This window comes from Pseudomonas sp. SK3(2021) (assembly GCF_016772375.1).
In the GTDB taxonomy this organism is placed as follows: Bacteria; Pseudomonadota; Gammaproteobacteria; order Pseudomonadales; family Pseudomonadaceae; genus Aquipseudomonas; species Aquipseudomonas chlororaphis_I.
On sequence record NZ_CP061943.1, the window covers coordinates 5,929,662 to 5,955,055 of the forward strand.

Consider the following 25,394-nt stretch of genomic DNA (forward strand, 5'->3'; position numbering starts at 1 on the left):
ATTGCGCTTTTTCCGCGCTTTAGGCAGCATCGAAACACGGCTGCCCGAGTAATGAACCGTTTGCCGTCGTATCCATTCGAAGTTGAGGACAACTCATGCGGATTACTCAAGCGACCCTCGAACACCTGGATCTGTTGACCCCCCTGTTCGTCAAATACCGCGAGTTCTATGGCGCCCTGCCTTTTCCGGACTCGTCCCGGGCTTTCTTGGAAAAGCGTCTGCGCCGCAAGGAATCGGTGATCTACCTGGCCCTGCCCGACGATGACGACAAGAAACTCCTCGGTTTCTGCCAGCTCTACCCCAGCTTCTCCTCCCTGTCCCTCAAGCGGGTGTGGATCCTCAACGACATCTACGTCGCCGAAGATGCCCGTCGCCAACTGGTGGCCGACAACCTGATCCGCACCGCGAAGAAAATGGCCAAGGAAACCCACGCCGTGCGCATGCGTGTTTCCACCAGCAGTGACAACGAAGTGGCACAGAAAACCTATGAATCCATCGGTTTTCGCGAAGATACCGAGTTCAAGAACTACATATTGCCGATCAGCGACGAGTAAGCCCCATCTGGAACACCCCCATCACCACCTTCGACAGCGCCTGCGCAGACGCTGTCGAAGGCCACGATTTTTCGCCTCTGGCCAGTCCGCGCCGCCAAGACACTCCCCGCTACAAACTCAGCGCCCATTTCACCTATCAGGTCTTATAATGCCGACCTTTTCGGGGCGTAAGATGAATCTGCGCCAGCTGTAAGTTTTTGCCCCAGTCATCGCACAAACCCGCCGAACCGGGCCGTCACCACAGGTGCCTCAATGGATTTCAACCCGATCGACCTCATCCTCCATCTCGACGTTTACCTCGACATGTTGGTGACCAACTACGGGCCATGGATCTACGCCATCCTGTTCCTGGTGATTTTCTGTGAAACCGGCCTGGTGGTGACGCCGTTCCTGCCTGGCGACTCCCTGCTGTTCATCGCTGGCGCGGTCGCCGCCGGTGGCGCCATGGACCCGGTGCTGCTCGGCGGCCTGCTGATGCTGGCGGCGATTCTCGGCGACAGCACCAACTACATCATCGGGCGAACGGTGGGCGAACGACTGTTCAGCAACCCGAACTCGAAGATCTTCCGCCGCGACTACCTGCAAAAGACCCACGATTTCTATGACCGTCATGGCGGTAAAACCGTGACCCTGGCGCGTTTCCTGCCGATCATCCGCACCTTCGCCCCCTTCGTCGCCGGCGTGGCCAAGATGCCTTACCCGCGTTTCTTCGCCTTCAGCGTGGCCGGCACCATCCTCTGGGTCGGCGGCCTGGTGACCCTCGGCTACTTCTTCGGTAACGTGCCGTTCATCAAGAAAAACCTGTCGCTGCTGGTGGTGGGCATCATCCTGCTGTCGCTGGTGCCGATGATCGTCGGCGTGGTGCGCAGCCGCCTGGGCCGCTCGGCGGCAAAGGCCGAAAGCCACTGATCGGTATGTGGCCCCTCAGTACCTGGCGCCGCCGGCGTCGGCTGGCCAAGCACCCGGTTGCCGATGAGATGTGGCAACGGGTGCGCCAGCACCTGCCCTTCCTTGATGGCCTGAGCGCCGCCGAGGACCAGTGGCTGCGGGAAACCAGCGTACTGTTTCTCGACGACAAGCACCTGAGCGCCCTGCCCGGGGTCGAACTGCACCAGTTCGAGCGCCTGCTGCTGGCCGCGCAGGCCCAGTTGCCGCTGCTGCACCTGGGAGACTTGAACTGGTACCAGGGCTTTCACGAAATCGTCCTCTACCCCGACGATTTCCTCAGCCCTCAGCGCCATCGCGATGCCAGCGGCGTCGAACATGAATGGGACGGCGAACACAGCGGCGAAGCCTGGCAACAGGGGCCGATCATCCTGGCCTGGCCCGGCGTGCTCGCCAGCGGCGGCTGGGAAGCCTACAACCTGGTGATCCACGAACTGGCGCACAAGCTGGACATGCTCAACGGCGATGCCAACGGCCTGCCACCGTTGCACAGCGACATGCGCATCAGCGACTGGGCGCAGGTGATGCAGGCGGCCTACGACGACCTCAACCGCCAGCTCGACCACAACCCCGACGCCGAAACCGCCATCGATCCTTACGCCGCGGAAAACCCCGCGGAATTCTTCGCCGTCACCAGCGAATACTTCTTCAGCGCCCCGGACCTGCTCCACGAGGCCTATCCGAAGGTCTACGAGCAACTGCAGCTGTTTTACCGGCAGAATCCCCTGGCCCGGCTCCAGCAACTGCAGGCCAGCGACCCGCACTACCAGCAACACTGAGGCGCCCGTCGGAGCCCGTCCGCTGGCGAAATAATCGCCGATCCTGATGCACGCCTCTGAACCAAACGCCTTGCAGCGACTCTTCTTTTCGCCGGCAATCGAGCGTCGCGAGCCGCTCCTGCGCTGGGTTTGCGGCGGTGGAGCCAAGGCGTCCATACGTCCTTCGGTACGTGGCACAGCCCTTGGAATATGCCTATAATCGCCGCCACTTTTTGGTCAATCCGGCCAAGACATTCTGGTCAACTAACGGGGGCATCGCCCAATGAGCTACAGCAAGATTCCGGCTGGCAAAGACCTGCCGAACGACATCTACGTCGCAATCGAGATTCCGGCCAACCACGCGCCGATCAAATACGAAATCGACAAAGACAGCGACTGCCTGTTCGTTGACCGTTTCATGGCCACCCCGATGTTCTACCCGGCCAACTATGGCTACATTCCTAACACCCTGGCCGACGACGGCGACCCCCTCGACGTGCTGGTCGTGACCCCTTACCCGGTGGCTCCAGGCTCGGTCATCCGCGCCCGTCCGGTCGGCATCCTGAACATGACCGACGACGGCGGCGGCGATGCCAAAGTCATCGCTGTTCCACACGACAAGCTGTCCCAGTTGTATGTCGACGTGAAGGAGTACACCGACCTGCCAGCGCTGCTGATTCAGCAGATCGAGCACTTCTTCGCGAACTACAAGGATCTCGAAAAAGGCAAGTGGGTGAAGATCGAAGGCTGGGACGGCGCAGACGCCGCCCGCGCCGCGATCACGAAGTCGGTTGCTGCCTACAAAGGCTAAAAAGCAGCTGCAAGCTTCCAGCGACAAGCCTCAAGAAAAAGCCCCGGTCATCCGGGGCTTTTTTATGCCTGCCGCATATTGCCCCTCCCCCAGACACCAAACACCCGGGTTTTCTGCCCGCCAATAGCTCTTCGCGCTGGGAATTTCCCTCGAATATCAGTATGCTGCGCCCCACCTTTGCGCATCGACCTGTTCAACCGGTCAGATCCGCCCGATGCGGCAGATGATTTTCTCGCCAAGTCCCACAGCCAGCCGCAAGAGCTGGGTGTACGTTTTGCAGGCTGGTGCGGTTTACCAAAAATGAACCAAGCCAGTCCCCGAGAAGCCGGCCACAAGCCGGCTTTTTAATGCCTGGAATATTCCCATGCAGCCTCAAAATCGACCTGATCGCCTGAATAGATAAAGGGCTGCGGGCTTTACACCCCATGCACCCGCGCCGTCATGTCCAGCCCCAGGGCGCGCATCACCGCCAGCAGGGTCTTCAGGGGGCGGGTTGCCCTTGTCACTGAACGAGCGATACATCTGCTCGCGGGACAACCCGGTTTCATGGGCCAGTTCGGTCATGCCCCTGGCCCGCGCTACCACGCCCAGGGCCTTGGCGATATTGCCGGCATCGCCGGTCTCGAAGGCGTCCGCCATAAACAGGGCGATGGCGATCCAAGCCACCACGTGGTGAAATCGAACACCCGCCCCTTTCTTGCTGTCTCAATGCCTTAAAGCCCCCCACTTCCCTGTAAGGATGCCCCATGAGAAAGCTGTTCCCCCTGCTGCTCCTCGCCGCGGCTTTCCATCAACCCCTCGCCCTCGCCGATTGCGCCAGCTCGCCCAAGCCGGTGGCCGAGGCCTTCTACAACTGGTACCTGCAGAGTTTCAGCAACGAAAAAGACCCGATCACCGATGACCTGCCGCACCTGCAGCAGTACGTGACGCAAGCGCTGATCGAACGGATCAAGAAGCAGATGAGCAGCCCAGAAGGCCTGGAAGAGGACTACTTCCTCAAGACCCAGGACTACATGGACGAGTGGCTGACTCAGATCAAGGTCAGCGAACCGCAGGTGCAAGGCACCTCGGCGCGTGAGTCGGTGACCCTGGGCAATACGCCGGACACCACGCAGATCGTCGATCTGCTGCTGGTCAAGGACAAGGGTTGCTGGAAGATCAACGAGGTGCTGGCCACCACGGATCAGAGTGAGTGATCCGTAGCGGCCGGCCAGGCAGGGTCAGATATCGAGAATGATCTTGCCGAAGTGCTGGTTGCTTGCCTGGTAGCGGAAGGCATCGACTATCGCATCCAGGGTGAAATGCTTGTCGAGGATCGGATGCATGCCGTTGGCATCGATGGCGCGGACCATGTCCTGCTGCTGCCGGCGGTTGCCCACCAGCACGCCTTGCAGGCGCAGTTGCTTGAGCAGCGCGGTGACGATCGGGAATTCGCCGGCCACGCCAGTCAGGATACCGATCACCGAGATATGGCCACCGGCCCGGGCAGCGATCATCGATTGCTCCAGGGTGGCCGGGCCGCCCACTTCGATCACATGGTCGACACCACGGCCGGCAGTGAGTTTCTGCACGGTTTCGCCCCAGGCCGGATCCTCGCGGTAGTTGATCAAGTGATCGGCGCCGAGGGCTTCCAGTCGTTCCAGCTTGGCATCGCTGGACGAAGTGGCGATCACAGTAGCGCCGAGCATCTTGGCGAATTGCAGGGCGAAGATCGACACGCCGCCGGTGCCTTGTACCAGTACGGTATCGCCAGCGGTCACCCGGCCGTCGTCCACCAGAGCACGCCAGGCGGTAAGACCGGCGGTGGTCAGGGTCGCCGCTTCGGCGTGGCTCCAGCCCTTGGGCGCACGGGTAAAGGAGGTGGCGCGGGCGGTAACGACTTCACGGGCGTAACCGTCCAGGCCGTCGCCCGGCACCGTGGCAAAACCTACGACATTGGGCCGGCCGTCCAGCCACTCGGGAAAGAAGGTGCTGACCACCGAGTCGCCAACGGCGAATTCACTGACCCCTTCGCCCACGGCGATCACTTCACCGGCGCCATCGGCCATCGGGATACGCGACTCAGTTGGCCCCCACATGCCGCTGACCACCGCGAAATCGTGGTAGTTGAGGGAGCTCGCGCGCAGGCGCACGGTGATTTCGCCTGCTTGTGGCGCCGCGGCCGGAGCCTCGCCGACCACTACTTTGTCGTAGCCACCACCGGGTTGTACGTAGATTGCTTTCATGGACAGATCCTCCTGGGTTGCTTTTTCATTTCGAAAAATAACGAAATGTTCAAATAAAAAAACTCAGAGCTCGCGCTTCAGTTGCTCGGCAAAGGCCGCAATAGCAGCTTCGTTACGGCGAAAGTAAGTCCACTTGCCGATGCGCGTGGCCTCGACCAGCCCGGCCTGCTGCAGGATCGCCAGATGGCTGGAGGTGCTGGACGCCGAAAGCGCCGCCTTGTGCTGCAAGTGAGTCATGCAGATGCCGATTTCCTTCGGTGCGTCATGCCCCTGGGGCGGAAAATTGCCTTCCGGGTCCTTCAGCCATTCAAGCATCTGTATGCGGATGTCGCTGGCCAGCGCTTTGATTTGATCGATGAGCATGGCGGGGATATTACGGACTTTTCCGAAATGATCAAGACCTGAGCAATATCCCCGCCCTTCCTCCTATCACTTGCTCTCGACGATCGGCCCTGGCGCCTTCACCTGGCTCATCAGGTCATCGTCCCACTGTCCCTCCACCTTGATCTGGGCCAGGGCTCCCAGTTCCATGGCTTCGATCAGGTTATGGCTGAGGTACACATAGGTGCCCGGCTGCTTGAAGGTGTACAACGCCGCCACCGCGGAGCCGCCGGGGATAAACCAGGTTTCCATGTTGCGTTGCGGCGGGTTGGCGAACTTGCCGGTGGTCCAGACCCAGTCGCCATGGCCACCAATCAGGTGCGGACGGCTGTCGCGGTTGGCCTGGGAATGGATGAACAGCACGCTTTCACCGACCTTGGCGGTCAGCGCGTTGGCCCCGGTCAGGGCTCCGACACGGCCGTTGAACACCACGTGGCTTGGGGTCAGGGTGCGCATGACGTCACGGGTGTCCTGATAGCTGGACGCCAGGTCCGGGTAGTCCTTGTAGCGGCCGTCCTTGTCCTTGGGGATATACAGGTCGGACTCGCCGATGATGTAGACGCGGTCGTAATGCAGGGGCTTGCCCTGAGGGTCGCGCAGGCCGTCACGCGGCAGCACCATCAGCGCGCCATTCATGCCCGACACCACATGCCAAGGCACCATGCCTTGCGGTGCGCAGTGGTAGACAAAGGTGCCACTGCGGTCGGCCTTGAAGCGCAGCACCACTTCCTGCCCCGGTACCACCTGGGTCAGGCCTGCCCCGCCCAGGGCGCCGGTGGCTGCGTGAAAGTCGACGTTATGGGGCATGCTGTTGGTCGCCGGATTGACCAGCGTCAGCTCCACATAGTCCCCCTCGTGCACCACCAGGGTCGGGCCCGGCATGGACCCGTTGAAGGTCATGGCCTGGAGCGTGGTGCCCTGGTCGTCGATGACCATTTTTTTCTCTTCGATACTCATGCGGAACTGCATCACCTTGGGCGGCCCGTTGACCACCTGCTCATGGGGATGCACCAGCGGCGGCGCGACCAGGTCGACCTTCACCCGCTGCAACCCCTCGGCCCCACTGGCCAGGACCAGGCTGCTGGCACAACTGCCAAGCAGCACACAGGCTCCCAATACACTTCGAAAAACACTCATTGCAGCGTCTCCTTGCCAATCAACGATGGGGCATTGCAAGGCAAGCGCGCGCAACTTTCCTTGTCGTGAAGCAAGAAATGGCGACAGAAGTCTGGCCCCCGCAACAAGCCCTGACCCAGGGCAGAAAATCGCCCTGCCGAGCCGTTCGGCGAGCGCCGCTCATTTGCCCCGACACCCCATGTCTGCTAGTGTCGCGCCGGTTTAACGTCAACCGGGATAGCCGCCATGGCCCGCAAAAAAGCTGCCTTAGATTTCGAACAATCCCTCGCCGACCTGCAAACGCTGGTCGAGCGTCTGGAGAACGGCGAGCTGTCGCTGGAAGACTCGTTGACCGCCTTCGAGCAAGGCATCGGCCTGACCCGCGATTGCCAGGCGGCGCTGGCCCAGGCCGAGCAGAAGGTGCAGATCCTGCTGGAGCGCGATGGCGAGCTGGCCGAACAACCCTTCGACGCGGAACAGCCAGAATGATTGCGGCCTATCAGGCCAGCAGTCAGGCCCGGGTCAATGCTGCACTGGAAACCCTGTTCCACGCGCCAAGCCCGGAGCTGGCCCGTCTTTACGAGGCCATGCGCTACAGCGTGATGAACGGCGGCAAGCGCGTACGTCCGCTGCTGGCCTATGCCGCCTGCGAAGCCCTCGGTGCCCGGCCGGAGCAGGCCAACGGCGCGGCCTGCGCGGTGGAACTGATCCACGCCTACTCCCTGGTGCACGACGATTTGCCGGCGATGGACGACGACGACCTGCGTCGCGGCCAGCCGACCACCCACAAAGCCTTCGATGAAGCCTGCGCAATCCTCGCCGGCGACGGTTTGCAGAGCCTGGCCTTCAGCGCCCTGCTCGACCCGCGCCTGAGCGATTCGAGCGCCGAGATCCGCCTGCAGATGGTCAGCGCCCTGGCGCTGGCGGCGGGCCCGGCGGGCATGGTCGGCGGCCAGGCCATCGACCTCGGTTCGGTGGGCCTCAAGCTCGACCAGAAAGCCCTGGAATACATGCACCGGCACAAGACCGGCGCGCTGATCGAGGCCAGCGTCAAGCTCGGCGCCCTGGCCAGCGGCCGGGCCGAGAAAGACGAGCTCAAGTCCCTGCAGACCTATGCCCAGGCCATCGGCCTGGCGTTCCAGGTGCAGGACGACATTCTCGACGTGGAAAGCGATACCGCGACCCTCGGCAAACGCCAGGGTGCTGACATCGCCCGGGACAAACCGACCTACCCGGCCCTGCTCGGCCTGGAAGCGGCCAAGGCCTATGCCCTGGAGCTGCGCGATCAGGCGCTGCACGCACTGCGACCCTTTGACGCGGGCGCCGAGCCCCTGCGGGAGCTGGCGCGTTATATCGTCGAACGACGCAGCTGATCGACCCCGGCGCGGCAGACCGCATATCGGCCAAGTTCCGCGCTCTGCGTGGGCAGCTTGCGATGCATAAGGTAAACTGCCGCCTCTTTTATACCTATAACGATTCGCCTGATGCCCACGACGTTCCATGAGATTCCCCGCAAGCGCCCGACCACGCCCCTGCTCGACCGTGCCAACACGCCGGACGGCCTGCGCCGGTTAGGCGAAGCCGAGCTGGAAACCCTGGCCGATGAGTTGCGCCTGGAGTTGCTCTATACGGTCGGCCAGACCGGTGGGCATTTCGGTGCCGGCCTGGGCGTCATCGAGCTGACCATCGCGCTGCATTACGTCTTCGACACCCCGGACGACCGTCTGGTATGGGACGTGGGTCATCAGGCTTATCCGCACAAGATCCTCACCGGTCGCCGCGAGCGCATGGCCAGCCTGCGCCAGAAGGACGGCCTGGCCGCCTTCCCACGGCGTTCCGAGAGCGAGTACGACACCTTTGGCGTCGGCCATTCCAGTACCTCGATCAGTGCCGCGCTGGGCATGGCCATTGCCGCCCGCCTGCAGAACAGCGAGCGCAAGGCGATCGCGGTGATCGGCGACGGCGCCCTGACCGCGGGCATGGCCTTCGAGGCGCTGAACCACGCGCCGGAAGTGGACGCCAACATGCTGGTGATCCTCAACGACAACGACATGTCGATCTCGCGCAACGTCGGCGGCCTGTCCAATTACCTGGCCAAGATCCTCTCCAGCCGCACCTACGCCAGCATGCGCGAAGGCAGCAAGAAGGTGCTGTCGCGCCTGCCCGGCGCCTGGGAAATCGCCCGCCGCACCGAAGAATACGCAAAAGGCATGCTGGTTCCCGGCACCCTGTTCGAAGAGCTGGGCTGGAACTACATCGGCCCGATCGATGGCCATGACCTGCCGACCCTGATCGCCACCCTGCGCAACATGCGCGACCTCAAGGGCCCGCAGTTCCTGCACGTAGTGACCAAAAAGGGCAAGGGTTTCGCCCCGGCGGAAGTCGACCCGATCGGCTACCACGCCATCACCAAGCTCGATCCCCTGGACAGCCCCGCCACGCCGAAAAAGGCCGGTGGGCCGAAGTACTCCAGTGTGTTCGGCGAATGGCTGTGCGACATGGCCGCCGCCGACCCGCGCCTGGTGGGCATTACCCCGGCGATGAAGGAAGGCTCGGACCTGGTGGCCTTCAGCGAGCGTTTCCCGCTGCGTTACTTCGACGTGGCGATTGCCGAGCAGCACGCCGTGACCTTGGCGGCCGGCATGGCCTGCGAAGGCGTCAAGCCAGTGGTGGCGATCTACTCGACCTTCCTGCAGCGCGGTTACGACCAGCTGATTCACGATGTGGCGGTGCAGAACCTCGACGTGCTGTTCGCCATCGACCGCGCCGGCCTGGTGGGCGAGGACGGCCCGACCCACGCCGGCAGCTTCGACCTGTCGTTCCTACGTTGCATCCCCGGCATGGTGGTGATGACCCCCAGCGACGAGAACGAGCTGCGCAAGATGCTCAGCACCGGCCACCTGTACAACGGCCCGGCCGCCGTGCGTTACCCGCGCGGTACCGGCCCGAACGCCACCATCGAGAAAGACCTGCAGCCGATCGAGATCGGCAAGGGCGTGGTGCGCCGCCAGGGCAGCAAGGTCGCCCTGCTGGTGTTCGGCGTGCAACTGGCCGAGGCACTGAAAGTCGCCGACAAGCTGGACGCCACTGTGGTCGACATGCGTTTCGTCAAGCCGCTGGATGAAGCCCTGGTGCGCGAAATCGCCGCCAGCCACGAACTGCTGGTGACCGTCGAAGAGAACGCCATCATGGGCGGTGCCGGCGGCGCGGTCGGCGAGTTCCTGGCGCGCGAGGCGATTCTCAAGCCGATCCTGCACCTGGGCTTGCCGGACCTCTACGTCGAACACGCCAAGCCGGCGCAGATGCTGGCCGAATGCGGCCTGGACGAAGCCGGCATCGAAGCCGCCGTACAAGCACGCCTGCAGCTGCTCGGCCTGTAACCTGTAGCCGCGGCCAAGACTGCAATCGCCCCGAAGGGCGTTGCTTTCGAGGCAGCGGCTAGCATTTTTTCTCGCCTGACCAATTCGCAACGGATTGTCGATGAAAGCTTCCCGCCTGCTCTTGCCCCTTGTCTTGCTGCCCACCGGCCAACTGCTGGCCGACAACCTCGAGCGCGAACAGGCCCTCAAGCTGCCGGACGTGCTGATCAGCGCCAACCGCCAGGTGCAAGCACGCAACGACAGCAGCGCCGCCAACACCCTGTTCACCCGCGATGATATCGACCGCCTGCAACCCTCCAGCGTCACCGACCTGCTGCAACGGGTGCCGGGCGTACAGGTAGCGCAGAGCGGCGGCCGGGGCAGCGTGCCGGGGATCTATGTCCGCGGCACTTCGTCGGCGCAGACCCTGGTGCTGGTGGACGGCCAGCGCATCGGCAGTTCGAGCTCCGGCGACAGCAACCTGCAGCATCTGAACATTGAGCAGATCGAGCGGGTGGAAGTGCTGCGCGGTTCGCGCTCGGTGATCTACGGCAGCGACGCCATCGGCGGGGTGATCCAGATCTTCACCCGGCGCGGCGCCGAGCAGGGCCTGCAACCACGCCTGCACCTGGGGGTGGGCAGCCACCAGAGCTGGGAACGCAGCATCGGCCTGTCCGGCGGCGACCAGCAGACCCGCTTCAGCCTGGGCGCCAGCCTTGACGACACCGCCGGAAGCAATCGCACCCACGAATCCTATGCCAGCGATCGCGATGATGACGCCTACCGCAACCAGTCCCTCAGCCTGAGCCTGAGCCACGCCTTCAACGACGACTGGGAAGCGGGCCTGAACCTGCTGGATAACCGTGGCAAAAGCGAATTCGACAACCCCTTCGGGCGCTTCGACAGCCGCACCTTCGAGAGCCTCCCCCAGAAGCCCTACAGCGAATTCGCGGTCAGCAGTTTCAGCAGTTATGTCGACGGCCGTATCAACGAAGCCTGGAAGTCACGCCTGGAACTGGGCCACAGCGAAAACCGCGAGAAGACTTTCGACAAGCTCAGCGACGAACGCACGGTGTTCAACACCTACCGTGACTCGATCAACTGGCAGAACGACCTGACCCTCGACGAACGCAACAGCCTGATCGTCGGCGGCGACTGGTACCAAGACCGGGTCAACAGCAGCGCCACCTTCGCCGAGGACAGCCGCTGGAACCGCGCGGCCTTTGTCCAGCATCGCTTCAAGGCCGACAGTTTCTCCACCGAGCTGGGCCTGCGTCGCGACCAGAACCAGCAGTTCGGCAGTCAGAACAGCTGGAGCGGCACCCTCTCCCTGCCGCTGAACGCCGACAACGATGTCCTGCTGACCTACAGCGAAGGCTTCCGCGCCCCGACCTTCAACGACCTGTATTACCCCGACTTCAGCAACCCCGACCTCAAGCCCGAGACCTCGAAAAGCTACGAACTGCAATGGCGCAGCCAGTTGAGCGAGAGCACTCGCCTGGAAACCTCGCTGTACCGCACCGACCTGGAAGACGCGATTATCTTCGGCAGCAACTCGCGCCCGCAGAACGTTGCCTCGGCACGTATCAACGGCTTCGAGGCGGCGCTGCGACAAGAGCTGTTCGGCTGGCAGAGCAATCTGGGGCTGGCGATCATCGATCCCCGCGACCGCGACACCGGCCACACCCTGGCCCGCCGTGCCCGACGCACCCTGAGCCTGGACCTGGACCGGCAGTTCGACCGCCTGGGCCTCGGCGCCAGCTGGCAGGCGGTGAGCAGCAGCTATGACGACCTGGCCAACCAGCAACGCCTCGGCGGTTATGCCCTGTTGGGCTTGCGCAGCAGCTGGGCGCTGAATCGCGAGGTCCGGCTGGAGTTGAAGGTCGACAATCTGCTCGACAAGTCCTACAGCCGGGTGCTGTACAGCCATGACGGCGCGCAGTATGGGTATCGGGAGCCAGGCCGGGCCTGGATGTTCGGGGTGACCTGGACGCCGGAGTTTTAGTCATGCAGCGCCTGTCAGGGTGCTATCGCGGGCAAGCTCGTTCCTATAGCGGATTTGCATGCTTTTCTGCAGGAGCAGGAGGACGCCCAGTCCTTGCCCGCGATGCCCTGGCCGCGGCTACTCAAACTCAAGCAACTCACAGAGCTTGGCCGTCGCGGCAATCATCTGTCCACTCGGCCGCTCCAGGCCTTTATCGCTGATCAGCAACAACCGGCCCTGGGCCACGGCCTTCAGTTGCGGCCAGGCTTTCCAGGCATCCAGTTGGGCCTGGGTACTGGCCAGGATCACTTCAGGGTTGCGCTGCAACACCGCCTCGACGCTGACCTGGGGCGCCGGCAGCGGCAGGTCGGCAAACACGTTGCGCGCGCCGCACACACTCAAGGCGTCACTGATGATTTGTCCACCGCCCACGGTGTACAGCGGCTGGTCCCAGACCTGATAAAACACCGCCATCGGCGCACTGCGGGCATGGCGCTGACGCAGGCTGGTCAACTGCTGCCGCAACGCATTGGCCCGCTCCAGGCCACGTTGTGGGCGCCCTAGCCGTGCGGCGATGGTTTCGATCTGGGTGGTGAGCTGGTCGAGGCTATGGGGTTCGGCCACCAGGGTCGGGATACCCAGGCGGCTGAGCTGCTCGCGCTGGGCCGGGCCAACGCTGCCGGGCCAGAGCAGGAGCAAATCCGGCTTGAGGCTGAGCAGCCGCTCCATGTCCAGCTGGCCGTAGCGCCCCACCGACGGCAGGTTTTGCAGTTCAGAAGGACGCTCGCCCGCATCCAGCACACCGACCAGCAGGTCGGCGGAATCCAGTTCGACAACGATTTCCGACAGCGAAGGCGCCAGGCTGACCACGCGCTCCACGGCCAGCGCCGGGCCGCCGAGGGCCAGCAGCAGGACTGCCAGCCAGCGAGACATCAACCGAGCTGACGCGGGATGCGGTAGAGGTAGAACAGCACGGCGGTGGACAGCGCCAGCAGGATCAGCGGCACCGCTTCCAGGCCGACGAACACAGCCAGGGCGCCGATCCATGCCGGCAGCGCGGCGGCCAGGAACGCCGCGCGACGGCGAGCCGCCAGCTCGATCCAGGCGGTCGGCTCTTCAGGGGTATCGAGGGCTTTATGGGTGACGATCAACGCACGCTTGTAGCCGCCGAAAAAACGCAGGCTGACAAACATCGAGGCCACCCCGGCGATGAAAAACGGCATCGCCAGGATTGGCAGCAGCGGCTCGCCCTGGCCAAACACCAGGTTGATCACGAACAGCGGCAGCAACGCCAGCGCCAGGTATTGCCACCAGCTGACGGCCAGGCGCCGCCGGACCTGACCGCGGGTCACGCCCGGTCTACCTCGCCCTGGTGCTCGTTGCCCATCATGTGGTCGAGCTTGCTGGCCTTGGTGGCCAGGTAGAGTTTGTTGTGCGGGTTGTGGCCGGTATGCAGCGGTACGCGCTCGGCAACGACTATGCCCATCTCGGTCAGGGCCTTGACCTTGCGCGGGTTATTGGTCATCAGGCGCAGGGATTTCACCCCCAGGTGCTCAAGCATCGGCAGGCACATGGCGTAGTCACGCTGGTCGGCGGCAAAGCCCAGGCGCTCGTTGGCTTCCACGGTGTCGGCGCCGCCGTCCTGCAACTCATAGGCGCGGATCTTGTTGAGCAAGCCGATGCCGCGGCCTTCCTGACGCAAGTACAGGAGCACGCCACGGCCTTCGCGGGCGATCGCCTGCAGGGCGGCTTCCAGTTGCGAGCCACAGTCGCAGCGCTGGCTGAACAGAGCATCGCCGGTCAGGCATTCGGAGTGCAACCGGCCGAGCACCGGAGCGCCATCGGCAATATCACCCAGGCTGAGCACGACGTGCTCGCGGCCGGTGGCTTCATCGAGAAAACCGTGCATGGTGAATTGCGCAAAAGGGGTGGGCAGCTTGGAAGCGGCAACAAAAACGACGGGCACCGTTGTGCTCCTGATCTGTATGGGACTGGAGATTCGCAGAGGCGGCATTGTAACAGCAGCTTCCGGCAGACGCTTAGGCTGAATTATCGGACATAAAGATCGAGAAGTTAGATCAGCGGTCTTTGGGCGGACGTCCGGTATCGAATGGATAGGGTTGCTGCCAGCGTTGGAAAATCGGGCGCAAACGACCGTTTTTAACCAACTCGTCCATCCGTCGATCGAACAGCGCGCGCAGCACCCGGCCCCGCTCATTGTCGGCAAAGCCCAGGAACAATGGCAGTTCGGCCAGATGGGTGCGTCGGAACTGCGAGCGGTCCTCGGCCTGGGACAGGACAAAATCGACCTCGGTCAGGGCATCGATATAAAAGTCGGCGCGACCTTGCTGGAGCATCGGCAAGATACCGACACGCCGGCGGATTTCATTGAAGCGCTGAATATTGGGCAAGTAGTCCTGGTAGCGGTAGCCGCGCACCCAGACCAGGCGGTAGTTACCGAGCGAAGCCAGGGTCGGTGGCGAATGCGTTGCCAGGCCCAGGCTGTAGATATGGTCGGTGTCGTAGTTCCAGCGCGGGTACAGGGCGCCATCGGTTTCGTCCCGATAGGAGCCGACCAGGGCATCGACCTCACGCCGCTGCACCAGCCCGACCGAGCGGGTGTAGGGCACGCTGCGCATGTCGAGCTTCACACCCTGGGTCTCGAAGACCTCGCGCAGGATATCCCAGGCCATGCCCTGGCCATCGGCCTGGGTGTAGCGGTCCCACTCCTCGCTGGCCACCCGGATTTCGCCGGGAAGCGCCACCGGTTCAGCGGCCCGGACCAGGCTGGCGATCAAGACACAGAGCGTTACCAGTAGAACGCGAGCGACCGGCATGGCGAATTCCTCAACTGAAGCACCACACCAGGCCCTGCATCGCCAACCAGGCGAAGACACCGGCCAGCACGTCGTCGAGCATGATCCCGATACCACCGTGCACATGCCGGTCGATCCAGCGAATCGGCCAGGGCTTGAGAATGTCGAAGAAGCGGAACATCAGGAAGCCCGCCAGCAGCCACTGCCAGCCTTCCGGCACCAGCCACAGGGTAATCCACATGCCGACCATTTCGTCCCAGACGATGCCTTCGTGGTCATGCACCCTCAGGTCGTCGGCCACCTTGCCGCACAGCCAGAAGCCGAACAGCATGGTGATGCCGAGCATCAGCCAGTAGCCCCAGTCCGGCAGCATCTGCCACAGCGGAATGAAAGGGAGCGCCACCAGCGAGCCCCAGGTCCCCGGGGCCTTGGGCAAGGTGCCCGAACCGAAGCCGAAGGCCAGGAAATGCCAGGGATTACGCCAGACGGAGGGCGGCACGCACTCTGCCGGAACCTGTTTGGGATGATCTGTCACGGTGTCTCCCGAAAATGTTGATAGCCCCGAGTGCTCGGGGTGATGTCCCGCCCCTCGGCATCCAGCAGAACCACGCCCTGCCCGGCCACGACCCGGCCCAGCACATGCACCGGCCAGCCGGCGGCGAGCAACGGCGCCAGCTCGGCCTCGGGCAAGGTGAAGGCCAGCACGTAATCGTCGCCGCCGCTGAGCGCCGCCAAGCGGGCGTCATTCTCACCGAGAAAGCTCAACAACGCCCGGGACATCGGCAGTTTTTCACTTTCGATCAGCAAGCCGACAGCCGAAGCAACGGCAATGTGCCCACAGTCGGCCAGTAGGCCGTCGGAGATATCCAGGGCCGCGGTGGCCTTGCCACGTAGCGCCTGGCCCAGGGCCAGTTGCGGTTGCGGCGACCAGTAGTGGGCCAGCAAGGGTTCGGCGACTGCCGGATCGGCGCTACGCTGCCCGAGCACCAAAGGCAAGGCGCCAGCACCATTGCCCAGTTCGCCACCGACACACAGCAGGTCACCCGGACGGGCACCGCTGCGGGTCAGGACCTGGCCCGCCGGCACGCGACCGAACACAGTCATGGTCAGAGTCAACGGGCCGCGCGTGGTGTCGCCGCCGACCAGGCGCACGCCACAGCTCTGCGCCATGGCGCTCAGGCCATTGGCATAGGCTTGCAGCCAAACGGTTTCAACCGTCGGCAAGGTCAGGGCAAGGGTGAAGGCGATGGGCGCCGCGCCCATGGCCGCCAGGTCACTGACCGCCACTGCCAGCGAGCGCTGGCCGAGCAGGAAAGGGTCGCAGGGTTCTGCGAAATGCACACCGGCCACCAGGGTGTCGGTGGAAATCGCCAACTGTTCGCCAGGGGCAACAGCCAGCAAGGCGCAGTCGTCGCCAATCCCCAGTGCAACGCCCTCGCCACCCTGGGCACAAGGCGCGGCAGCGAAGAAGGTACGGATCAGCTCAAACTCGCCCATTGGGTATCCTGTCTCACCAATACTGTTCTTTTTTGGCGACATCTGTTGTCGCCAGACTGCGTTGCCGCGCCTCGCCATAGCGGGCTATGACTTGTCGCGGCGCCTTGCCTGGCAACAACAGCCACTCTCCCCAAAAAAGGAACGTATCGGCGAGGCAGGACACTGCTGCTAGCGCGGATCAGCGCTTGAATGCCTTCACTTCGGCTTCACGCAGACGCGGGGCCAGCTTGTCGAGTACACCGTTGACGAACTTGTGGCCGTCAGTGGAACCGAAGACCTTGGCCAGTTCGATACCTTCGTTGATCACAACGCGGTATGGCACGTCGACGCGCTTGAGCAGTTCCCAGGTGGACAGGCGCAGGACCGCCAGCTCGACCGGGTCCAGCTCTTCGATGGTGAGGTCCAGGCAAGGGGCGAGAGCGTTGTCGATCTCATTCTTGTTGGCCGGAACGCCGTGCAGGATCTCACGGAAGTAGGCACCGTCGATGTCGGTGAAATCGTTGTCGACCCGGAACTGCGCTTCGATCTCGTTCAGCGAGTGCTTGGCCATGTGCCATTGGTACAGCGCCTGGGTCGCGAGCTGACGGGCCTCGCGACGCTTGGCGCTCTTGGATGGCTTGCCAGCGTCCGCAGGTTTCGGATCGCGCGGGTTGAAACGATCGCTATCGTCGCTAATCACTTGGCCTCCAACTGCGCCAGCAGGCTGACCATTTCCAGAGCGGACAAGGCAGCTTCAGCACCTTTGTTGCCGGCCTTGGTGCCGGAACGTTCGATGGCTTGCTCGATCGAGTCGACGGTCAGCACGCCGAAGGCGACCGGTACGCCGAACTCCATGGACACCTGGGCCAGGCCCTTGGTGCATTCGCCCGCCACGTATTCGAAGTGCGGAGTACCGCCACGAATGACCGCGCCCAGGGCGATGATCGCCGCGAACTCACCCTTCTGCGCGACTTTCTGCGCAACCAGCGGAATCTCGAAGGCGCCAGGGGCACGGATCACGGTGATGTCGCTTTCGCTCACGCCGTGGCGGACCAGGGCGTCAACGGCGCCGCTGACCAGGCTTTCGACGACGAAGCTGTTGAAACGGCCGACCACCAGGGCATAGCGGCCTTTGGGGGCGATGAAGGTACCTTCGATGGTCTTCAGGGTCATTCGACAAATCTCTTAAAGAGCCGGAGCGCGTTCACTACGCGCTCACTGGTGATATTTGAACCGCGAATTTCAAGCCGCAGGCAGCCGGCTTTTATTCGGAGGGCACGTATTCTACAACTTCCAGGTCGAAACCGGATATCGCATTAAATTTCATCGGCGCACTCATCAGGCGCATTTTGCGTACGCCCAGGTCGCGCAGGATCTGCGAACCGGCACCGACGATGCTGTAGGTGGTCGGCTTTTTCGCAGGCGCGTGCTCGGCCGTTTCGCGGATATGCGCCAGCAACACGTCGCCGTCCAGCGGGTGGCCCAGCAACAGCACCACGCCGCTGCCGGCCTCGGCCACCGTGGCCATCGCGGCCCGCAGGCTCCAGCGGCCAGGCTGCTTGACCATCAGCAGGTCGCGCAGCGGGTCCATGTTGTGCACGCGAACCAGGGTCGGTTCTTCGGCGCAGATGTTGCCCAGGGTCAGTGCCATGTGCACGTCGCCTTCCACCGAATCGCGGTAGGTCACCAGGTTGAACTGGCCCAATTCGCTGTCCAGCGGCTGCTCGGCAATCCGCTGAACGGTACGTTCGTGGATCATCCGGTAGTGAATCAGGTCGGCGATGGTGCCGATCTTGATCTGGTGTTCGGCGGCGAAGGCTTCCAGTTCGGCGCGACGGGACATGGTGCCGTCGTCGTTCATCACTTCGCAGATCACCCCGCTCGGTTCGAAACCGGCCATGCGCGCCAGGTCGCAGGCGGCTTCGGTGTGGCCGGCGCGGGCCAGGGTGCCACCCGGCTGGGCCATCAACGGGAAGATGTGGCCCGGGCTGACGATGTCTTCGGCCTTGGCGTCCTTGGCGGCAGCCGCTTGCACCGTGCGTGCGCGGTCGGCGGCGGAGATGCCGGTGGTCACCCCGGTGGTGGCCTCGATGGACACGGTGAACTTGGTGCCGAACCCGGAACCGTTGCGCGGCGCCATCAACGGCAGCTTGAGCAGCTCGCAACGCTCGCGGCTCATCGGCATGCAGATCAGGCCACGGGCGTGCTTGGCCATGAAGTTGATGTGCTCGGCCTTGCAGCACTCGGCGGCCATGATCAGGTCGCCTTCGTTCTCGCGGTCTTCGTCATCCATGAGGATGACCATCTTGCCTTGGCGGATGTCTTCAACCAGTTCTTCGATGCTGTTGAGCGCCACGCGGCACCCCCTTGAGTCAGGATTTGAGGTAGCCGTTAGCGGCCAGAAAACTTTCGGTAATGCCGCCGCTCGAAGGCTGCGCGGCCTTGTCGCCCAGCAGCAGGCGCTCCAGGTAACGCGCCAGCAGGTCGACCTCGAGGTTGACCTGCCGACCCGGCCGGTAGTCGGCCATGATGGTTTCGGCCAGCGTGTGCGGGACGATGGTCAGCTCGAACTCGGCGCCATTGACCGCGTTGACCGTCAGGCTGGTGCCGTCGACGGTGATCGAGCCTTTGTGGGCGATGTACTTGGCCAGGTCCTTGGGCGCGCGGATGCGGAACTGGATGGCGCGGGCATTTTCTTCCCGGGCCAGCACCTCGCCGACACCGTCGACGTGGCCGCTGACCAGGTGGCCACCGAGGCGGGTGGTCGGAGTCAGGGCCTTTTCCAGGTTGACCCGGCTGCCGGCCTTCAACTGATGGAAAGCGGTACAGTCCAGGGTCTCGCGGCTGACGTCGGCCCAGAAGCCGTCGCCCGGCAGCTCCACCGCGGTCAGGCAGACGCCGTTCACCGCGATGCTGTCGCCCAGCTTCACGTCGCCCAGGTCGAGCTTGCCGGTTTCCACATACACCCGCACATCGCCACCCTTGGGGGTCAATGCACGGATGCTGCCGATGGATTCGATGATGCCTGTAAACATGGAGTCCTCCTCGAGAACAGGGCCGCCGCGTGGCGAAGGCCCGAAATTATACGCTCGCTGCTGGCAGAGGAATGGCAATGACTCGCCAGTCATCGCCTACGGCGCGCATTTCAATGATTTTCAGCTGCGGCGCCTCGCGCATCTGCGTCAGCGGCCAGTCGAGCAGCGGCCGGGCCGAAGAGCCGAGGAACTTGCCGGCGACAAAGATCTGGTACTCGTCCACCAAGCCTTGCTGGGCAAAGGCACCCGCCAGGCGTGGGCCGGCTTCCACCAGCACTTCGTTGACGCCACGGGCGGCCAGCTCGCTCAGCAGCCGACGCAGATCCACCTGGCCATCGGCACCCGGCACGATCAGGCATTCCGGCCCATTGGCGTACTGCTCCTCCACCGCGGCACAGGTGGCGACCAGCGCCGGCCCCGCCTTGAAGAACGGCGCATCGAGCGGCACCCGCAGGCGACCGTCGATCAATACGCGCAAGGGTGGACGGCTCATGGCCAGGGCGGTCTGCTCCGCATCCAGACCCAGCTCCTCGGCACGCACGGTCAGTCGGGCATTGTCCGCCAGCACCGTGTCGGCACCGGTCAACACCACGCTGGCCTCGGCCCGCAGGCGCTGCACCGCGGAACGCGCGGCGGGGCCGGTGATCCACTGGCTTTCGCCGCTGGCCATGGCGGTGCGCCCGTCCAGGCTCATGGCCAGCTTGACCCGCACGAACGGCAGGCCGCGCTCCATGCGCTTGAGGAAACCCCGGTTGAGCGCCCGGGCTTCCTGCTCCATCACCCCGCTGTGGGTGGCGATGCCAGCCTGGGCCAGGCGCTGCAGGCCACAACCGGCGACTTCCGGGTTGGGGTCCTGCATTGCCGCCACGACCCGCGCCACACCGGCATCCACCAGGGCATCGGCGCACGGCGGCGTACGGCCGTGATGGCTGCAGGGTTCGAGGGTCACGTAAGCCGTGGCGCCGCGGGCGTTGGCACCGGCGGCACGCAGGGCGTGGACTTCGGCGTGGGGCTCGCCGGCCCGCACATGCCAGCCTTCGCCGACGACCTGGCCGTCACGCACGATCACACAACCGACCCGGGGATTGGGGTGAGTGCTGAAGCGGCCTTTGGCGGCCAGCTCCAAGGCTCGCGCCATGTAGTGGGCGTCGAGCACCGCCTGTTCGCTGGAGATATTCATTCTTTGCCCGGCTCGCGGGCGAGACGGTCGATCTCTTCGCGGAATTCGTTGAGATCCTGGAAGCGCCGGTAGACCGAAGCGAAGCGGATATAGGCCACTTCATCGAGCTTTTGCAGTTCGGCCATCACCAGTTCGCCGACGACCAGGGATTTGACCTCGCGCTCGCCAGTGGCGCGCAGCTTGTGCTTGATATGCACCAGCGCGGCTTCCAGGCGCTCGACGCTGACCGGACGTTTTTCCAGGGCACGCTGCATGCCAGCGCGGAGTTTTTCTTCGTCGAAGGGCTGGCGGCTGCCGTCGGTCTTGATCAGGCGCGGCAACACCAGTTCGGCGGTTTCGAAAGTGGTGAAACGTTCACCGCAGGCCAGGCATTCACGCCGGCGGCGCACCTGTTCGCCTTCGGCGACCAGACGCGAGTCGATGACCTTGGTGTCGTTGGCACCGCAGAAGGGACAGTGCATGGTGGCAGGCAACAAAAAAAGGGAGGGCCATGGTAGCGCATCCCACTGGCAAGACAAGCCATAGCCTTTACGGTATACAGACCGACTATTATGTTTTGCACATGGAATTTCGCCTTGTTGGAGCTTCGCATGCCACTACGACCGCTCGTTCTGCTCAGCCTTTTCAGCCTGCTGGTGGCTTGCAGCAGCGACGCCCCGAAACCGGCCGTCTCCACCGTGCCGCCGCAGCAGAGTGTGAAGAAAGCCCAGAAATCCACTGACCTCGGCCCGCTGCCGGCCTATCAGCGCGAACTGAGCGGCACCCTGCAAGGCGTTCCGAGCGGCGCCGAAGTGGAACTGGCGCTGCTGGTGATCGACGAGCGCGGTCGCCCGCAACGCCTGCTGGCCAGCAGCAACCTGATCGGCAACAACAAGGTCCTGCCGTTTCGCCTGCGCTTCAATCCCGATGTCTTTCCGCTGGGCGCCCGCGTCGAACTGCGCGGCCGCGCCAGCCAGTCCGGCCAGTTGATCCTGCACCTGCCGGCGCAACTCATCACTCAGCCGACCACCCAGGCCGTGGGCCAGCTGCAATTCGTCAAAGCACCATGACCCCACCGCTCGACCTGCAACGCGCCCTGAGCGAACTGCTGGGCGACGCCCAGCTGGTGGCCAGCGAACTACCGGAAACCGAGCTGAAGCTGTGGTTGATCGATGCCGACAACATGGACCGCGCCTTCACCCCGGAAGAAACCCGGCGAATTCTCCACGAACCGCCGTACTGGAGCTTCTGCTGGGCCAGCGGCCTGGCCTTGGCCCGCTACCTGGCCGAACACCCGCAGTGGGTGCAAGGCAAGCGGGTACTGGATTTCGGCGCCGGCTCCGGCGTGGCCGGCATCGCCGCCTTGAAGGCCGGCGCGCTGGAAGTGGTGGCCTGCGACCTCGACCCGCTGGCCATTGCCGCCTGCCGGGCGAATGCCGCGCTCAATGGGGTTGAACTGGGTTACTCCACGGACTTCTTCGCGCAAGCCGACCGCTTCGACCTGATCCTGGTGGCCGACGTGCTCTACGATCGCGCCAACCTGCCACTGCTGGATGAATTCCTCAGCCGCGGACGCCAGGCGCTGGTGGCGGACTCCCGGGTCAAGGACTTCCAGCATCCGCGGTATCGACGCCTGGAAATGCTCCACGCCCTGACCCTGCCGGATCTGGCCGAGCCCTGGGAATTCCGCGAGGTGAGCCTGTATCACGCGCAGCGTGATTGATGAAGGACAGATCGCGGGCAAGTCTCGCTCCTGCTAAGCCCCGCGGCATCCATAGAAGCGAGGCTTGCCCGCGAAACACTCTACCGGCCACCCCATACCCCGCTTTCAGCCGCCCCCCGCCAAGCCTTATAGTTGACCCATTCACGTTCTTCGAGATCCCCCATGAGTCAGGACACGCCGTACATTTTCGACGCCAGCACCGCCGACTTCGACCAGTCGGTGATCGAGAACTCGTTCCACAAGCCGGTGCTGGTGGATTTCTGGGCCGAATGGTGCGCGCCCTGCAAGGCGCTGATGCCGATGCTGCAACAGATCGCCGAGAGCTATCAGGGCGAGCTGCTGCTGGCCAAGGTCAACTGCGATATCGAGCAGGACATCGTTGCCCGTTTCGGTATTCGCAGCCTGCCGACCGTGGTGCTGTTCAAGGACGGCCAGCCGGTGGACGGTTTTGCCGGGGCGCAACCGGAGTCCGCGGTGCGTGCCATGCTCGAACCCCATGTGCAGATGCCGCCGCCCAAGGCCGCCGACCCGCTGGAACAGGCTGAAACGCTGTTCGCCGAAGGCCGCATCGCCGATGCCGAAGCCACGCTGAAAGTGCTGCTGGGCGAAGACAACAGCAACGCCAAGGCGCTGATCCTCTACGCCCGCTGCCTGGCCGAACGCGGTGAACTGGGCGAAGCCCAGAGCGTGCTCGATGCGGTTACCGGTGATGAGCACAAGGCCGCGCTGGCCGGGGCCAAGGCGCAGATCACCTTCCTCAAGCAGGCCGCCGACCTGCCGGACAGCGCCGACCTGAAAAGCCGCCTGGCGCAGAACCCGCAAGATGACGAAGCAGTGTATCAGTTGGCTATCCAGCAACTGGCGCGCCAGCAGTACGACGCGGCGCTGGAGGCACTGCTCAAGCTGTTCATCCGCAACCGCGGCTACAGCGAAGGCCTGCCACACAAAACCTTGCTGCAAGTGTTCGAGCTGCTGGGCAACGATCACCCGCTGGTGACCACCTACCGCCGCAAGCTGTTCGCCGCGCTGTACTGATTCACCGCTGTGGGCAGCAGTGTGCTGGCGATGCGGTGTACCTGGCACTCCGCGCGAGGTTTATCGCGAGCAAGCTCGCTACAGGCGCGCCGATTCCAGGACGCCTAATCGACCCAGCTGTAGAGCGGCGTATCGCCGCCGCTCACCACCTTGACCTGAGCGCTATGGCGCAGGCGCACCAGCAGGCGCTTGCCCGCCGCAGCGCTGCCGGTCAGGCCTTCCAATTGCTCCAGCAGGTCCGGGCCACTCAATTGCCCGGCCTTGCGCAACAAATCCCTGGCGATCTGCCACAGCGCATCGTCCTGGCTCGCCGGCTTGGCCACGGGCGCGCCGCTTTCGATTTTCGCCGCCTGCAACGGCGCCCCCAGCCGGGCACTCAACTGATCCCAATCGGCCTCGTCCAGTTCCAGGGTCAAATCCACCGGCCATTCGCCGATGCTTCCACGAATCCGTACCATCGCTCTGCTCCCGAATATTTCTGACGGGCATGCTCCCATGCGTCTTGCGCAACGCCAAGCAGGCGGTCAAACTCTCGCGGCCATTGTTATAAGATTACATAACATTTTTTATGTTCGCTCCGGAGACTTGCCATGCGTCGTCTGCTGCTCGCCCTGCCGTTCGCCCTGTTGCCCCTGGCCATTGCTCACGCGGCCGAAAAACACGATCACGACCATGAGCATGAGCATGGCAGCCTCGGCGCTCACGAGCATGGCGTGGCTCGCCTGAACGCCGCGCTGGACGGCCAGGCCCTGGAGCTGGAGCTGGAAAGCCCGGCGATGAACCTGGTGGGTTTCGAGCACGCCGCCAGCACCGACGCGGACAAGGCCAAGGTCGCCGCCGTGCGGGCCCAGCTGGAAAAACCGCTGGCGCTGTTCAGCCTGCCGCCCGCCGCCGGTTGCGTGGTGGCGCAACAGGAACTGGAAAGCCCGCTGTTTGGCGACAAGCCTGAGGATCATGACGAAGCGAAGGACGCCAAAGGCCACGAACATCACCACGAACACAGCGAGATCCATGCACACTACCAGTTCACCTGTGCCACGCCGGGCGCGTTGAAAAGCCTGGACCTGGCCGGCGTGTTCAAAACCTTCCCCGCCACTCAGAAAATTCAGGTACAACTCATCTCGCCAAGCGGCCAGCAAGGCGTGGAAGCGACCTCCAAGGCCGCCAGCCTGAAGTTCTGACCGCGACGCCTGTAGCCGCTGCCGCAGGCGGAGGGGCCGTTGCTCTTGAGGTCCTCGGAAGGTCCTGCGGACCTTATCGCAGCCTGCGGCAGCGGCTACAAAACTCACACCATGATCGGCCCGACATGACCCAAGCACTTATCCAATTGTCCGAACTGGGCTTCAGCTGGCCCGGCCATCCGCAGTTGCTGGATATCCCGGCATTTCGCCTGGAAGCGGGTGAAACGCTGTTCCTCAAGGGCCCCAGCGGCAGCGGCAAGACCACCCTGCTCGGCCTGCTCGGCGGCGTGCAGAAACCCGACCGCGGCAGCATCCGCCTGCTGGGCCAGGAGCTGACCGAACTTTCCGCCGGCGCCCGCGACCGCTTCCGGGTCGATCACACCGGCTACATCTTCCAGCAGTTCAACCTGCTGCCGTTTCTCTCGGTGCGCGAGAACGTCGAGCTACCCTGCCACTTCTCCAGATTGCGCGCCGGCCGCGCCATACAGCGCCACGGCGGTGTCGACCAGGCCGCGGCCACCCTGCTCGCCCACCTGGGGCTTAAAGACCCCGACCTGCTCGAACGTCGCGCCGACTCGCTGTCCATCGGCCAGCAACAGCGGGTCGCCGCCGCCCGTGCCCTGATCGGCCAACCGGAACTGGTGATCGCCGACGAACCCACCTCGGCGCTCGACTACGATGCCCGCGAAGCCTTTATCCGCCTGCTGTTCGCCGAATGCCGCGAGGCCGGGGCCAGCCTGCTGTTCGTCAGCCACGATCAGAGCCTGGCGCCGCTGTTCGATCGCAACCTGTCGCTGGCCGAACTCAATCGCGCCGCCACGCCCGCAGAGGTCTGA

30 protein-coding genes and 1 pseudogene are annotated in these 25,394 nt (G+C 63.8%); 14 read left to right on the forward strand and 17 right to left on the reverse strand.

The window, feature by feature from the left end; genetic code table 11:
* Positions 1-95 precede the first annotated feature (95 nt).
* From IF690_RS26310 to ppa, 4 genes are all read left to right on the forward strand, one after another.
* Complete coding sequence (locus tag IF690_RS26310) at positions 96-554, forward strand: GNAT family N-acetyltransferase (protein WP_202698043.1); 459 nt, start codon at positions 96-98, stop codon at positions 552-554.
* A 252-nt stretch (positions 555-806) separates the two neighbouring features.
* A complete protein-coding gene (locus tag IF690_RS26315; RefSeq protein ID WP_202698044.1) occupies positions 807-1,463 on the forward strand; it encodes a DedA family protein in 657 nt (218 codons plus the stop codon).
* Between the two features lie 5 nt (positions 1,464-1,468).
* Positions 1,469-2,278, forward strand: a complete 810-nt coding sequence (locus IF690_RS26320; protein WP_097305256.1) for a M90 family metallopeptidase — start codon at positions 1,469-1,471, stop codon at positions 2,276-2,278.
* A gap of 262 nt (positions 2,279-2,540) precedes the next feature.
* Positions 2,541-3,068, forward strand: coding sequence for an inorganic diphosphatase (gene ppa / locus IF690_RS26325; protein WP_007933577.1), 528 nt, complete (start codon positions 2,541-2,543; stop codon positions 3,066-3,068).
* Positions 3,069-3,484: 416 nt separating this feature from the next.
* On the opposite strand, the pseudogene IF690_RS26330 reads toward ppa, so the two are convergent.
* Positions 3,485-3,737: pseudogene (locus IF690_RS26330) on the reverse strand (addiction module antidote protein).
* Positions 3,738-3,814: 77 nt separating this feature from the next.
* Between IF690_RS26330 and IF690_RS26335 the strand changes: the two are divergent.
* On the forward strand, positions 3,815-4,264 hold the full coding sequence (locus IF690_RS26335; protein ID WP_063433162.1) for a DUF3828 domain-containing protein: 450 nt from the start codon (positions 3,815-3,817) through the stop codon (positions 4,262-4,264).
* A gap of 24 nt (positions 4,265-4,288) precedes the next feature.
* On the opposite strand, the gene IF690_RS26340 is transcribed toward IF690_RS26335, so the two are convergent.
* The 3 genes from IF690_RS26340 to nirK all read right to left on the reverse strand — a co-directional run bounded on the left by IF690_RS26340 (position 4,289) and on the right by nirK (position 6,811).
* A complete protein-coding gene (locus IF690_RS26340; protein ID WP_202701742.1) occupies positions 4,289-5,299 on the reverse strand; it encodes a zinc-dependent alcohol dehydrogenase family protein in 1,011 nt (336 codons plus the stop codon).
* A 57-nt stretch (positions 5,300-5,356) separates the two neighbouring features.
* On the reverse strand, positions 5,357-5,656 hold the full coding sequence (locus tag IF690_RS26345; protein WP_202698045.1) for an ArsR/SmtB family transcription factor: 300 nt from the start codon (positions 5,654-5,656) through the stop codon (positions 5,357-5,359).
* Positions 5,657-5,722: 66 nt separating this feature from the next.
* The gene (nirK, locus tag IF690_RS26350; RefSeq protein WP_202698046.1) at positions 5,723-6,811 is read right to left on the reverse strand and encodes a copper-containing nitrite reductase; all 1,089 of its coding nucleotides are present in this window, start codon (positions 6,809-6,811) and stop codon (positions 5,723-5,725) included.
* Between the two features lie 225 nt (positions 6,812-7,036).
* Here nirK and IF690_RS26355 point away from each other — a divergent pair, with 225 nt between their 5' ends.
* The 4 genes from IF690_RS26355 (at position 7,037) to IF690_RS26370 (ending at position 12,154) form a co-directional block, all read left to right on the forward strand.
* Positions 7,037-7,279 carry an exodeoxyribonuclease VII small subunit gene (locus IF690_RS26355; protein WP_011063724.1) on the forward strand — a complete coding sequence of 81 codons (243 nt, stop codon included), beginning with the start codon at positions 7,037-7,039 and terminating at the stop codon, positions 7,277-7,279.
* On the forward strand, positions 7,276-8,163 hold the full coding sequence (gene ispA, locus IF690_RS26360) for a (2E,6E)-farnesyl diphosphate synthase (protein WP_038575447.1): 888 nt from the start codon (positions 7,276-7,278) through the stop codon (positions 8,161-8,163). Before IF690_RS26355 ends, ispA begins: the two co-directional genes overlap by 4 nt.
* A 111-nt stretch (positions 8,164-8,274) precedes the next feature.
* Positions 8,275-10,170: a 1-deoxy-D-xylulose-5-phosphate synthase gene (dxs, locus tag IF690_RS26365; protein WP_202698047.1), complete on the forward strand. Its 1,896-nt coding sequence runs from the start codon at positions 8,275-8,277 to the stop codon at positions 10,168-10,170.
* A 100-nt stretch (positions 10,171-10,270) separates the two neighbouring features.
* Positions 10,271-12,154, forward strand: coding sequence for a TonB-dependent receptor domain-containing protein (locus IF690_RS26370; RefSeq protein ID WP_202698048.1), 1,884 nt, complete (start codon positions 10,271-10,273; stop codon positions 12,152-12,154).
* 117 nt (positions 12,155-12,271) lie between these two features.
* On the opposite strand, the gene IF690_RS26375 is transcribed toward IF690_RS26370, so the two are convergent.
* The 12 genes from IF690_RS26375 to nrdR all read right to left on the reverse strand — a co-directional run bounded on the left by IF690_RS26375 (position 12,272) and on the right by nrdR (position 21,101).
* Positions 12,272-13,066, reverse strand: a complete 795-nt coding sequence (locus IF690_RS26375; RefSeq protein ID WP_502710157.1) for a cobalamin-binding protein — start codon at positions 13,064-13,066, stop codon at positions 12,272-12,274.
* Positions 13,066-13,485 carry an MFS transporter gene (locus tag IF690_RS26380; protein ID WP_202698050.1) on the reverse strand — a complete coding sequence of 140 codons (420 nt, stop codon included), beginning with the start codon at positions 13,483-13,485 and terminating at the stop codon, positions 13,066-13,068. Before IF690_RS26380 ends, IF690_RS26375 begins: the two co-directional genes overlap by 1 nt.
* On the reverse strand, positions 13,482-14,099 hold the full coding sequence (gene ribA, locus IF690_RS26385; protein WP_007924108.1) for a GTP cyclohydrolase II: 618 nt from the start codon (positions 14,097-14,099) through the stop codon (positions 13,482-13,484). The genes IF690_RS26380 and ribA overlap by 4 nt, the downstream gene beginning before the upstream one ends.
* 112 nt (positions 14,100-14,211) lie before the next feature.
* Positions 14,212-14,970, reverse strand: a complete 759-nt coding sequence (locus tag IF690_RS26390; RefSeq protein WP_202698051.1) for a substrate-binding periplasmic protein — start codon at positions 14,968-14,970, stop codon at positions 14,212-14,214.
* A gap of 10 nt (positions 14,971-14,980) precedes the next feature.
* Positions 14,981-15,484: a phosphatidylglycerophosphatase A family protein gene (locus IF690_RS26395; protein WP_202698052.1), complete on the reverse strand. Its 504-nt coding sequence runs from the start codon at positions 15,482-15,484 to the stop codon at positions 14,981-14,983.
* Entirely contained in the window at positions 15,481-16,446 is a 966-nt protein-coding gene (gene thiL / locus IF690_RS26400) for a thiamine-phosphate kinase (protein WP_202698053.1), read from the reverse strand. Before thiL ends, IF690_RS26395 begins: the two co-directional genes overlap by 4 nt.
* 178 nt (positions 16,447-16,624) lie before the next feature.
* Entirely contained in the window at positions 16,625-17,125 is a 501-nt protein-coding gene (gene nusB, locus IF690_RS26405; RefSeq protein ID WP_202698054.1) for a transcription antitermination factor NusB, read from the reverse strand.
* Positions 17,122-17,598 (reverse strand): 6,7-dimethyl-8-ribityllumazine synthase, encoded by a 477-nt coding sequence (ribH, locus tag IF690_RS26410; RefSeq protein WP_007924117.1) that lies wholly within the window; start codon positions 17,596-17,598, stop codon positions 17,122-17,124. The genes nusB and ribH overlap by 4 nt, the downstream gene beginning before the upstream one ends.
* Before the next feature lie 91 nt (positions 17,599-17,689).
* Complete coding sequence (gene ribBA, locus IF690_RS26415) at positions 17,690-18,781, reverse strand: bifunctional 3,4-dihydroxy-2-butanone-4-phosphate synthase/GTP cyclohydrolase II (protein ID WP_202698055.1); 1,092 nt, start codon at positions 18,779-18,781, stop codon at positions 17,690-17,692.
* Positions 18,782-18,797: 16 nt separating this feature from the next.
* Positions 18,798-19,460, reverse strand: coding sequence for a riboflavin synthase (locus IF690_RS26420; protein ID WP_202698056.1), 663 nt, complete (start codon positions 19,458-19,460; stop codon positions 18,798-18,800).
* 46 nt (positions 19,461-19,506) lie between these two features.
* Entirely contained in the window at positions 19,507-20,640 is a 1,134-nt protein-coding gene (gene ribD / locus IF690_RS26425) for a bifunctional diaminohydroxyphosphoribosylaminopyrimidine deaminase/5-amino-6-(5-phosphoribosylamino)uracil reductase RibD (protein ID WP_202698057.1), read from the reverse strand.
* Positions 20,637-21,101 carry a transcriptional regulator NrdR gene (gene nrdR / locus IF690_RS26430; RefSeq protein ID WP_007924133.1) on the reverse strand — a complete coding sequence of 155 codons (465 nt, stop codon included), beginning with the start codon at positions 21,099-21,101 and terminating at the stop codon, positions 20,637-20,639. Before nrdR ends, ribD begins: the two co-directional genes overlap by 4 nt.
* 129 nt (positions 21,102-21,230) lie before the next feature.
* Here nrdR and IF690_RS26435 point away from each other — a divergent pair, with 129 nt between their 5' ends.
* The 3 genes from IF690_RS26435 (at position 21,231) to trxA (ending at position 23,377) form a co-directional block, all read left to right on the forward strand.
* Positions 21,231-21,689 (forward strand): hypothetical protein, encoded by a 459-nt coding sequence (locus IF690_RS26435; RefSeq protein WP_202698058.1) that lies wholly within the window; start codon positions 21,231-21,233, stop codon positions 21,687-21,689.
* Positions 21,686-22,342, forward strand: coding sequence for a class I SAM-dependent methyltransferase (locus tag IF690_RS26440; protein ID WP_202698059.1), 657 nt, complete (start codon positions 21,686-21,688; stop codon positions 22,340-22,342). Before IF690_RS26435 ends, IF690_RS26440 begins: the two co-directional genes overlap by 4 nt.
* 162 nt (positions 22,343-22,504) lie before the next feature.
* A complete protein-coding gene (trxA, locus tag IF690_RS26445) occupies positions 22,505-23,377 on the forward strand; it encodes a thioredoxin (RefSeq protein WP_202698060.1) in 873 nt (290 codons plus the stop codon).
* Between the two features lie 104 nt (positions 23,378-23,481).
* On the opposite strand, the gene IF690_RS26450 is transcribed toward trxA, so the two are convergent.
* Entirely contained in the window at positions 23,482-23,835 is a 354-nt protein-coding gene (locus IF690_RS26450) for a hypothetical protein (RefSeq protein ID WP_202698061.1), read from the reverse strand.
* Positions 23,836-23,967: 132 nt separating this feature from the next.
* Here IF690_RS26450 and IF690_RS26455 point away from each other — a divergent pair, with 132 nt between their 5' ends.
* A complete protein-coding gene (locus tag IF690_RS26455) occupies positions 23,968-24,558 on the forward strand; it encodes a DUF2796 domain-containing protein (RefSeq protein ID WP_202698062.1) in 591 nt (196 codons plus the stop codon).
* Between the two features lie 125 nt (positions 24,559-24,683).
* Entirely contained in the window at positions 24,684-25,394 is a 711-nt protein-coding gene (locus tag IF690_RS26460) for an ABC transporter ATP-binding protein (RefSeq protein ID WP_202698063.1), read from the forward strand.

Coding starts and splice junctions, on each gene's coding strand:
- IF690_RS26310 (WP_202698043.1), top strand. CDS start 96: ATGCGGATTACTCAAGCGACCCTCGAACACCTGGATCTGTTGACCCCC.
- IF690_RS26315 (WP_202698044.1), top strand. CDS start 807: ATGGATTTCAACCCGATCGACCTCATCCTCCATCTCGACGTTTACCTC.
- IF690_RS26320 (WP_097305256.1), top strand. CDS start 1,469: ATGTGGCCCCTCAGTACCTGGCGCCGCCGGCGTCGGCTGGCCAAGCAC.
- ppa (WP_007933577.1), top strand. CDS start 2,541: ATGAGCTACAGCAAGATTCCGGCTGGCAAAGACCTGCCGAACGACATC.
- IF690_RS26335 (WP_063433162.1), top strand. CDS start 3,815: ATGAGAAAGCTGTTCCCCCTGCTGCTCCTCGCCGCGGCTTTCCATCAA.
- IF690_RS26345 (WP_202698045.1), bottom strand. CDS start 5,656: ATGCTCATCGATCAAATCAAAGCGCTGGCCAGCGACATCCGCATACAG.
- nirK (WP_202698046.1), bottom strand. CDS start 6,811: ATGAGTGTTTTTCGAAGTGTATTGGGAGCCTGTGTGCTGCTTGGCAGT.
- IF690_RS26355 (WP_011063724.1), top strand. CDS start 7,037: ATGGCCCGCAAAAAAGCTGCCTTAGATTTCGAACAATCCCTCGCCGAC.
- ispA (WP_038575447.1), top strand. CDS start 7,276: ATGATTGCGGCCTATCAGGCCAGCAGTCAGGCCCGGGTCAATGCTGCA.
- dxs (WP_202698047.1), top strand. CDS start 8,275: ATGCCCACGACGTTCCATGAGATTCCCCGCAAGCGCCCGACCACGCCC.
- IF690_RS26370 (WP_202698048.1), top strand. CDS start 10,271: ATGAAAGCTTCCCGCCTGCTCTTGCCCCTTGTCTTGCTGCCCACCGGC.
- IF690_RS26375 (WP_502710157.1), bottom strand. CDS start 13,066: ATGTCTCGCTGGCTGGCAGTCCTGCTGCTGGCCCTCGGCGGCCCGGCG.
- IF690_RS26390 (WP_202698051.1), bottom strand. CDS start 14,970: ATGCCGGTCGCTCGCGTTCTACTGGTAACGCTCTGTGTCTTGATCGCC.
- thiL (WP_202698053.1), bottom strand. CDS start 16,446: ATGGGCGAGTTTGAGCTGATCCGTACCTTCTTCGCTGCCGCGCCTTGT.
- ribH (WP_007924117.1), bottom strand. CDS start 17,598: ATGACCCTGAAGACCATCGAAGGTACCTTCATCGCCCCCAAAGGCCGC.
- IF690_RS26420 (WP_202698056.1), bottom strand. CDS start 19,460: ATGTTTACAGGCATCATCGAATCCATCGGCAGCATCCGTGCATTGACC.
- ribD (WP_202698057.1), bottom strand. CDS start 20,640: ATGAATATCTCCAGCGAACAGGCGGTGCTCGACGCCCACTACATGGCG.
- nrdR (WP_007924133.1), bottom strand. CDS start 21,101: ATGCACTGTCCCTTCTGCGGTGCCAACGACACCAAGGTCATCGACTCG.
- IF690_RS26435 (WP_202698058.1), top strand. CDS start 21,231: ATGCCACTACGACCGCTCGTTCTGCTCAGCCTTTTCAGCCTGCTGGTG.
- IF690_RS26440 (WP_202698059.1), top strand. CDS start 21,686: ATGACCCCACCGCTCGACCTGCAACGCGCCCTGAGCGAACTGCTGGGC.
- trxA (WP_202698060.1), top strand. CDS start 22,505: ATGAGTCAGGACACGCCGTACATTTTCGACGCCAGCACCGCCGACTTC.
- IF690_RS26450 (WP_202698061.1), bottom strand. CDS start 23,835: ATGGTACGGATTCGTGGAAGCATCGGCGAATGGCCGGTGGATTTGACC.
- IF690_RS26455 (WP_202698062.1), top strand. CDS start 23,968: ATGCGTCGTCTGCTGCTCGCCCTGCCGTTCGCCCTGTTGCCCCTGGCC.
- IF690_RS26460 (WP_202698063.1), top strand. CDS start 24,684: ATGACCCAAGCACTTATCCAATTGTCCGAACTGGGCTTCAGCTGGCCC.